Origin of the sequence: Stenomitos frigidus ULC18 (genome assembly GCF_003003795.1) — a bacterium.
Lineage (GTDB): Bacteria > Cyanobacteriota > Cyanobacteriia > Leptolyngbyales > Leptolyngbyaceae > Stenomitos > Stenomitos frigidus_A.
Map to the genome: position 1 here is coordinate 1 of NZ_PVWK01000041.1, position 8,265 is coordinate 8,265.

At 53.6% G+C, this 8,265-nt stretch carries 7 protein-coding genes; 5 read left to right on the top strand and 2 right to left on the bottom strand.

Annotation, left to right across the window (positions count from 1 at the left end; genetic code table 11):
* Positions 1 to 339: 339 nt before the first annotated feature.
* Positions 340 to 972: a DNA-3-methyladenine glycosylase gene (locus tag C7B82_RS07675; RefSeq protein ID WP_106255714.1), complete on the bottom strand. Its 633-nt coding sequence runs from the start codon at positions 970 to 972 to the stop codon at positions 340 to 342.
* A 203-nt stretch (positions 973 to 1,175) separates the two neighbouring features.
* On the opposite strand from C7B82_RS07675, the gene C7B82_RS34195 reads away from it, so the two are divergent.
* From C7B82_RS34195 to C7B82_RS07685, 3 genes are all read left to right on the top strand, one after another.
* On the top strand, positions 1,176 to 1,298 hold the full coding sequence (locus tag C7B82_RS34195; RefSeq protein WP_281258941.1) for a hypothetical protein: 123 nt from the start codon (positions 1,176 to 1,178) through the stop codon (positions 1,296 to 1,298).
* A gap of 299 nt (positions 1,299 to 1,597) precedes the next feature.
* Positions 1,598 to 3,415, top strand: a complete 1,818-nt coding sequence (locus C7B82_RS07680; RefSeq protein ID WP_245939785.1) for an MBL fold metallo-hydrolase — start codon at positions 1,598 to 1,600, stop codon at positions 3,413 to 3,415.
* A gap of 179 nt (positions 3,416 to 3,594) precedes the next feature.
* Complete coding sequence (locus C7B82_RS07685; RefSeq protein WP_106255715.1) at positions 3,595 to 4,935, top strand: ABC transporter substrate-binding protein; 1,341 nt, start codon at positions 3,595 to 3,597, stop codon at positions 4,933 to 4,935.
* Positions 4,936 to 5,037: 102 nt separating this feature from the next.
* On the opposite strand, the gene C7B82_RS07690 is transcribed toward C7B82_RS07685, so the two are convergent.
* A complete protein-coding gene (locus tag C7B82_RS07690) occupies positions 5,038 to 5,376 on the bottom strand; it encodes a hypothetical protein (protein WP_106255716.1) in 339 nt (112 codons plus the stop codon).
* 287 nt (positions 5,377 to 5,663) lie between these two features.
* Here C7B82_RS07690 and csaB point away from each other — a divergent pair, with 287 nt between their 5' ends.
* Together csaB and C7B82_RS07700 are read left to right on the top strand one after the other, a co-directional pair.
* Complete coding sequence (gene csaB, locus C7B82_RS07695) at positions 5,664 to 6,707, top strand: polysaccharide pyruvyl transferase CsaB (RefSeq protein WP_181357392.1); 1,044 nt, start codon at positions 5,664 to 5,666, stop codon at positions 6,705 to 6,707.
* A 393-nt stretch (positions 6,708 to 7,100) separates the two neighbouring features.
* Positions 7,101 to 8,171: an aspartate carbamoyltransferase catalytic subunit gene (locus C7B82_RS07700; protein ID WP_106255719.1), complete on the top strand. Its 1,071-nt coding sequence runs from the start codon at positions 7,101 to 7,103 to the stop codon at positions 8,169 to 8,171.
* The last annotated feature ends 94 nt before the right edge of the window (positions 8,172 to 8,265 follow it).

The following is an 8,265-nucleotide window of genomic DNA, read 5'->3' on the forward strand; positions in this document are numbered from 1 at the left end:
CGGTGTGGCTTGTCTATGGCAACCCGCGTGGCGACGCCCCACAACCCCGTGAGGCGCGACTTGGAGCAACCCTTGCTGGCAAAGCGGCAAGCGCAACCCAGTGGCTCTGGTTGCCTGTAGGCGCCAACGCCTGGTCAGGCTCAATGCCATACCCGCGCTCACACGCCCTGGCCAACGCCCGCTGCCGCCAGCCGCCGCACAAGACACGGTCCGACTCAACCGCTCCCCCACTGCTGTCACTGGGTCACGCGTGTTGAGCGTGCAACCGATTTTTCCATTCCCCTTGACTCCCAAGACAATCGCTACAGAGATCGATCGCCATCGTTGAAGCACGACAAACTACAGCTTTGATACGGCTGGGCAATCCGACAAATACCAGCGCCAAGGACGATCGGCACCCTGGGTTAAGCCAATGCGGGTCGTTTGAACGAGGGCACGATCGCCCTGATCCAACTCTTCCTGAAACGTGGGACTGCGATGTTCGAGCCAGAGCGGGTGACCAACCTGCAACGGTTGGGCATTAAGGCTCCGGTCAATCTTCAAAGCACGGCAAAGTTTTCCAGGGCCAGCAGCCACACGGTGAGGTTTCTCTGCTTTGGGGCGAGTATCGCGTGAAGCGGTTTCGTGATCGAGCCAAGGTGGTATTGTTTCTAGCTGCAAAGCGCGAATCAAAACAGCGCTTGGTACCCTGTCCAAATCAGTCACCACGTTGAGGCAATGATACATGCCGTAGATGAGGTAAACGTAGGTCATACCAGCAGGGCCAAACATAACCCAGTTGCGATCGGTGCGGCGACGGTAGGCATGACAGGCAGGATCATCAGGCGTGTAGGCCTCGGTTTCGACGATGAGCCCGCGCCAAAGGGTCGGCTTTTGGTCTGTATCAGTCACCTGACGCACCAGATGGCAGCCAATCAAATCGGCGGCAACGGTTGTAGAGGGACGGGCAAGCCAGGATGGTGGAATAACCAAATTTGTTGCAAAAATCTGTGAATTGCTCGGATCGTGAAGAGACTGTTTTACAATTCCTAAAGGTTGGGCTCCAGATCTAGACGTACGCTTCGGACTTACGGGCGTTCATTGATTTGAGTCTTCCTGGGTCTAGAGTTCAGCGTTAGTAATCTAAGGTTTAGCGATCGCGGCATTTAAGTCTTTAACTAAGAGAGCATAAGCATATGGATGTCAAATTGGTTCTAGTCGTTCTGACCGCTGTGTTTACGGTGGCCTGTCTGTTCTTTGGCACGAAAAACGGCTTTTATGATTCCGATAACTATCACGGTAATGGCTCAGCGCACTGAGTTTCAACGTACTATCGATGGGCCGCTAGCAGCCCTTTATCCCATCTCTTTCTACTAACGAGACTACCTTACCTTCTCAGTCTTCGCCTTTACGTAACGCGTATACAGTGTTTAATGACGCTCGCTTATGTGCAGGGTTTGCAGGACTGGTGTACTACAGGTATGTTCTGAAAGAGGCGCAGAGTAAAGATTTTTGCTTGCACGATCGGTTGAAGTTCAGCCGCTTCTAGAGACATGACACTCTCCTTGGGTGCTGTCTTACGAGTAGAAAGCTGAGTGTCTTGCCGAGTGCAAGCTAGGTGACTGCAAGTGCAGAAAGTGATCCAATCGTGAGCGAACTGGAATGTCTGGCATATGGCACGGAAGCGGATGAGGGCATCTGTTTGTTGCTCAAACTCGGAACGTACCGCGTCTTGTTGGACTGTGGGCTGACTGATTTTTCTGCGTTGCTCACCGACGCAACGATGCCGCCAGCTGATTTAGTGTTGTGCAGTCATGCACATGCCGATCACGCTAGAGGGCTGCTGCCACTGCATCAAGCGTTCCCTCAGCTGCCGATCTACGCGAGTGAAGTCACCACGCAACTGCTACCGCTCAATTGGTTGGAGCCTCACTCTGTCGTTGCTACTGATTTTGAGGCTGATGACGATGTTGGCGATGACGCTCGATCGCTCACTCCCTTGCCGTTTTTTTGTCATGCGTTACCTTGGCGCACCCCGATCGAATTTTTTGATGGGCTCAGCGTCGAGCTTTACCCAGCCGGACATCTGCCGGGAGCGACTGCCTTTTTACTAACCTACACGCCCCTGTCGGACGACGATCGCCCGTCTCGCTCCTACACGGTCTTTTACACAGGCGACTTTTTCTTATCCAATGGACGTCTGGTCGAAGGCATGCCGTTAGAAGAGTTGCGCGGCACTGCGCCAGATGTGCTGATCCTTGAGGGCAGCTATGGCACAGCGCGACATCCGCATCGTCGCCAACAAGAAAACCAACTGGCAGAACGCATCGATCGCGCGATCGCCGACAAACAGTCGATTCTGCTACCGACTTCGACCATAGGGTTGGGGCAAGAGCTATTGATGCTGTTACGAAGTCATCACCACTTTACAGGGCGAGACCTTGATATTTGGGTCGATGGCTCTGTTGCCGAAGGTTGTGATGCTTACCTGGAGATCATGCCCCATTTGCCGACAGCGGTGCAAAACTTTGCTCGTCATCAGTCCCTCTTTTGGGACGAGCGTGTTCGTCCACGTGTGCGCCATCTTACTCCAGACCAGCGCTTTAACCTCGATCAGCGTCCTTCGATCGTGCTCACGGATGAAGCGACTGACCTGAGCCAGTATTATGCTGCCAAACCTGATGCCTGGCTAGTTTTACAAGCGGAGCAGCCACACTATAAGAGGAGAGACGGGAGCGGGGAGAGGCGAGAGGAGCATAAGGATACAGCTGAGTTCTCATCTAACGCTAACCCACAAAGCGAGTTACCTCACCCCTCGCCCCTTACCCCTCCTTCCTCACCCTCTGTTGAAACCTACCTCTTGGCGCAGCATTGTGATGGTCCCGGTACGACGCAATTAATCCATAATTTGCGCCCACAGCATGTGGTGTTTGTGCATGGATCGCCAGCCTACCTTGCCGATCTAGCTGGGTTAGAAGAACTGCACAATCGCTACCACGTCCATACTCCGGTGATCGGCGGTTTGGTGGAATTACCGATCGGCGAGACGTTTTTGCGTGTGGCGGCTCCTGAAGCTAGCTATGAAGGCGAACTAACCGAACTGAATACGCTGGTGACAATTACCCTGCCAGAAGCAATTATGGCTGACCCACGCTGGCAGCAATTAGCAGATACTGGGTTGGTCGAAGCTCGCTGGCAAGGGAATGAACTGGTGCTACGTGGTTTGCCACAACGGGAACTGTTGCGACCGAGCGATCGCCTGCTCGACTGGATGGATGCAAACTCGCCCCTGCGTAACTGCTGTGGCAATTGCCGTCACTATCGCGGACAGCGCTGCTGGAATCAGCGATCGCCCCTGTTTGAATTTAAAGTCACTCCCGACGGCTTTTGTCCTGTTTTTGAGCCCGCTCAGGCGTCAGAGGAAGGCAATCGGTAGGAGGTAGGAGGCAGGAGGTAGTCGGTGATCAGTGGTCAGTCGTTAGAAACTAGCTGAGAGCTGAGAGCTAATAGCCACTCGCTTTGGAACGATCGCTGCAATTTTTCTCGATGTTTAACCTTAACGCCGATCGTCCATAGCCTAAACTATTAAAAACGTTGAGGAGTTGAACTTTACCGATGAAACCACTCGCTTCAGCTAATCCTCTCAAGCCCGCCAAAGTCGTTAGTCTAGCACTGGCGACGCTGGCGATCGGCTTTCTTGCCGCCTCTTGCCAGGAAGCAGCGGCTCCCCCGTCTGCCACTTCTAGCGCCTCTCCTGCCGGTACACCTGCCAGTGATGCTAAAGGTTTGAAGATTGGCACACTGCTCCCAGCAACGGGTGACTTAGCGTCTGTGGGGCAGCCTATGCTGGCGGCAGTGCCACTGCTGGTAGAAACCGTCAATAAGTGTGGTGGCGTCAACGGTGCTCCGGTAGCGCTGTTATCCAATACAGACGATCAAACCGATCCAACGGCGGGTGCTGATGGCATGACCAAACTAGCCGAGGTCGATAAAGTCGCAGGGGTTGTCGGCTCGTTTGGCAGTAGCGTTTCGGCAGCAGCGATTCCGATCGCCATTCGCAATAAGGTGATGCTGGTATCTCCAGGCAGTACCAGCCCTGTGTTTACAGAACGGGGCAAAAAAGGAGAATTTCAGGGCTATTGGGCACGCACAGCTCCACCCGATACCTATCAGGCACGAGCACTGGCAAAGTTAGCCTATGAAAAAGGGATTCGGCGCGCTGCCACGGTCGTCATCAACAACGATTACGGCAGAGGCTTTGAGAAAGAATTTGTGCAGGCATTCAAAAAGCTAGGCGGCACCATCACCAACGAAGCGAAGCCCGCCCGCTATGACCCCAAAGCCACCACGTTTGCAACCGAAGCACAAGCAGCCTTTGGCGGCAAGCCTCAGGGGGTTGCGGCTGTTGCTTACGCGGAAACGGGTGCTCTGTTGCTAAAAACGGCCTATGAGCAAGGATTAAGCAAGGGTGTCCAAATCTTGCTCACCGACGGTTCCAAATCGGATCAATTTGCTACTCAGGTTGGTAAGACCAGCGATGGTAAATTTATCCTGCAAGGTGCAGTGGGCACCATTCCCGGTGCTGATGGCAAGGCGTTGGATGCCCTTACCAAAACGTGGCAGGCGAAGTTCAATCAGTCGCCTGCTGCTTACGCGCCCCAAGCTTGGGATGCGGCTGCCTTGCTAGTGCTAGCTGCCCAAGCGGCTAAAGCAAACACGGGCGACGCCATCAAGAGCAAAATTCTAGAAGTGGCGAACGGGCCTGGTAAGGAGGTCAGTGATGTCTGCGAAGGCTTGAAGCTGTTGAGCCAGGGCGAAAAGATTAACTACCAGGGAGCCAGCGGCAATGTCGATATTGACTCCAGCGGCGATGTCTCTGGTGTTTATGACGTGTGGGAAGTCGAACCCGACGGCAAGCTGAAAACAGTCAGCAAGGTCAGCCCGGTGATTAACTGATCACAGTTTGAAGCAGGATCGCTGCTAATCAAGCATTGGTAGGGGCATGGCAATGCCATGCCCTTCTAAAACTGAGGTTGCAAAACGGTAGTAGACCGCCGCCTAAAAGCCGACAAAGTTATAGCCAATACCAACCAAAACGCCCAGTTCAATGCCGTTGATCACACCTGCATTCGCACCTGCGGTGAGGGTGAACGGGGGCGACAGCGGAATATCTACACCGCCAGAAACAATCAAGTCAGCATTCTTGCGATCGCCCGTCGAAAACGATGCTCCAACATCCATGTAAAGGGCAAAGCTGACTCGGCCTGCACGTTCAAACGGAAAGTCAAGCGTGATGGGAAGCAGGAAGGTAGCATCGCCATTGATGAGCACTGCTGGTCGAACCGAGATCATTCGAGTCAGACCAATCTTGCTCAAAATCGCACCGCTAACCTCCATTATTCATGATGATTTTGAGAAATCCTCGAAAGCCCCGCCAAGAGGAGAATCTGACGATTTGCCTAAAAAACAGCCTGTTTTTTGAGGTGTTCTCACAACAAGGGTTCCGGCGCTTGGTGAATAATCCGGGTTAAAGCGAAGCGAGTGCCGTTGAATCTCTCTGACGGTAGACCTGGACGCGTGGCTGGCTTAGATTTATCTGCCCAGTCAGGTGTCAAAATCGAGGATGATTGGAGAGCGCGACGTGACGGTCGATCAGGTTAAACGTTAATAACGCTAATTTCCAAATGGGTATCCAGGCAGTTTTATGTGGCTATTACGGTCAGGGCAATGGGGGCGACGAGGCACTTTTAGCCTCGCTGCTGCAAATGTTGCCAGAGTCGGTAACGCCACTCGTGCTGTCGGGCAACCCAGAGCAGACGCACGATCGCTATCGTGTCGCCGCTGTCAACCGGAAAAGTCCTCTAGCCGTACTGCAAGCTCTACGCGATTCTCAGGTCTTCATTTGGGGTGGCGGCAGTTTGATCCAGGATGTGACGAGTGCGATGAGCCCTGTCTACTACGCAGGCGTGATGACACTGGCGCAACGCATGGGCTTGAAGACGATCGCCTGGGCACAGGGAGTGGGGCCGCTGCAACGATCGCTCACCCAGTGGATGGCGAAACAAACCTTGGCGGGTTGTGATGCTATTAGCGTGCGCGATCGTGGCTCGGCTGCGCTGCTGACCAACTGGGGCATACCGTTTACCCTAGCTCCCGATCCGGTTTGGGCTTTAGAATCAACGCCTGTAGACGGTCTGTGGAACTTACCCGCACCTCGTGTCGCAGTGAACTTACGGTCTCATCCAGAACTGACGCCACCTCGGTTAGAAACGCTCACGCAAGCGCTTATCACCTTTCAAAAGGCGACCCAAGCCTGCCTTCTGTTGGTGCCCTTTCAAGCGACTCAGGACTTAGCGATCGCTGAAGCCATCCAGCCACAGCTTCCCGGTGTTAGCCACATTCTGCGTTTAGACGATCCACAACAATTGAAAGGCGTGTTCCGTGGCGTCGAAATGGCGATCGCTATGCGCTTTCATGGGCTGATTATGGCAGCGGCAGAAGGCTGTCGCTGTTTTGCGCTCAGCTACGATCCAAAAGTCAGCCATCTAATGCAAGAGCTTTCACTACCCGGATGCTCACTGGCGACCATTCCCGATGACCCCAACGTCATTAGCCAAGCCTGGCTAGAACTCTACGCCAATGGCGAAGCCCTCTCCACTGATCAAATTCAGTTCTTGATTAGTCGGGCGTTGATTCATCAAGACGTTTTGCAAAGGGCGATCGGGTAGAGGTGAAGCGTGAGAGAAACAGGACTTACACAAAGATCCCCGACTTCTATTGCACGGTAAGCAAGGCAGCGCTAATTTTTCACCAGAAATCGGGGATCTGAGCACTTCACGCCTAAGTCCTAAGAAAGTTTTGAGTTTTGAGTAGCGCTTTGCGCCGACAAGCTAGAGAGTTTTGAGTTCTCCTGACACCCCACTCCCCACTCCCCATTCCCTTCTGCCCTCTGTCTCCTTTTTACCTGATCACGTTCAGCCAGTGAGAAGTCTAAAGGATGTAACTTAGTGTGGGTGCCTTTGCACTCAAGCGTCATGCGTGTACCCCAATTGCGGATGCAGGGCTTCAACATCCTCTCCTTTGCGGCAGATCCGTCGCCATCCCTCCCTATTTCTCACCCCATGAGTGTTACCTGGAATCGCCATCACATTCTGTCACTGGCAGACTTTACCCCTGACGAGTACGACACCGTTCTGCAAACGGCTAATAGCTTTCGCGAAGTGCTGTCAAGGCGTACTAAGAAGGTGCCGACACTGCAAGGGCAGGTTGTTGCCAATTTGTTTTTTGAATCCTCTACCCGTACACGTAGTAGCTTTGAGTTAGCTGCCAAGCGTCTCTCTGCGGATACGCTCAACTTTGCGCCCAGCACTTCGTCCTTGAGCAAAGGCGAAACGATTCTGGATACGGCTAAAACCTATCTGGCGATGGGCACTGACATCATGGTGATTCGCCATCGCGAAGCCGGGGTGCCACAGGCAATCGCCAATGAAATGGATCGCCTGGGGGTTAAGGTGGGTGTACTCAATGCTGGCGATGGTCAGCATGAACATCCGTCGCAAGCGTTGCTGGATCTCTTCACAATCACCACGCTCCTCGACCCTGAACATCCCCACCTGGCGCTTCTAAAAGATAAAAAAATCGCGATCGTGGGCGATATTCTCCATTCTCGCGTCGCGCGCTCTAATCTCTGGAGCCTCACAGCTAGCGGTGCCGAAGTGCATCTGGCAGGTCCACCCACCCTGTTGCCACAGCTCTTTGCAGACTATGTGGGAGGTGAGGAGAGAGGAGTGAGTGGAGAGGGGAGAGGAACCCAAACGATCTTTTCACCCCACACCCCATATCCCACACCCCATACCCCACACCCCCGCAAACTCTTCCTCCACTGGTCGCTGGAGCCCGCACTCCGCGATGCCGACTTTGTAATGACGTTGCGGCTACAGAAGGAGCGGATGACTGGCCATTTGCTGCCCAGTTTGCGAGAGTACCATCAACAGTTTGGCATTACGCGCGATCGCCTCAAGCTTTGCAAGCCCGATGTCAAAGTGCTGCATCCTGGTCCGGTCAATCGTGGTGTCGAAATTAGCTCAGATTTAATGGATGACCCTCGGTGCAGCCTCATCTCGCAGCAAGTCACTAGCGGCGTGGCGGTACGCATGGCGCTACTGTACCTGATGGGCAGCAGCAAGCTTTAAGGCTTAGTCAATGGTAGTTATACCAATTCCTTAAATACCAGCTACAGATAGTGCTTGGAGAATGGATTGCCAGCCCACAATGGACGCAATCACC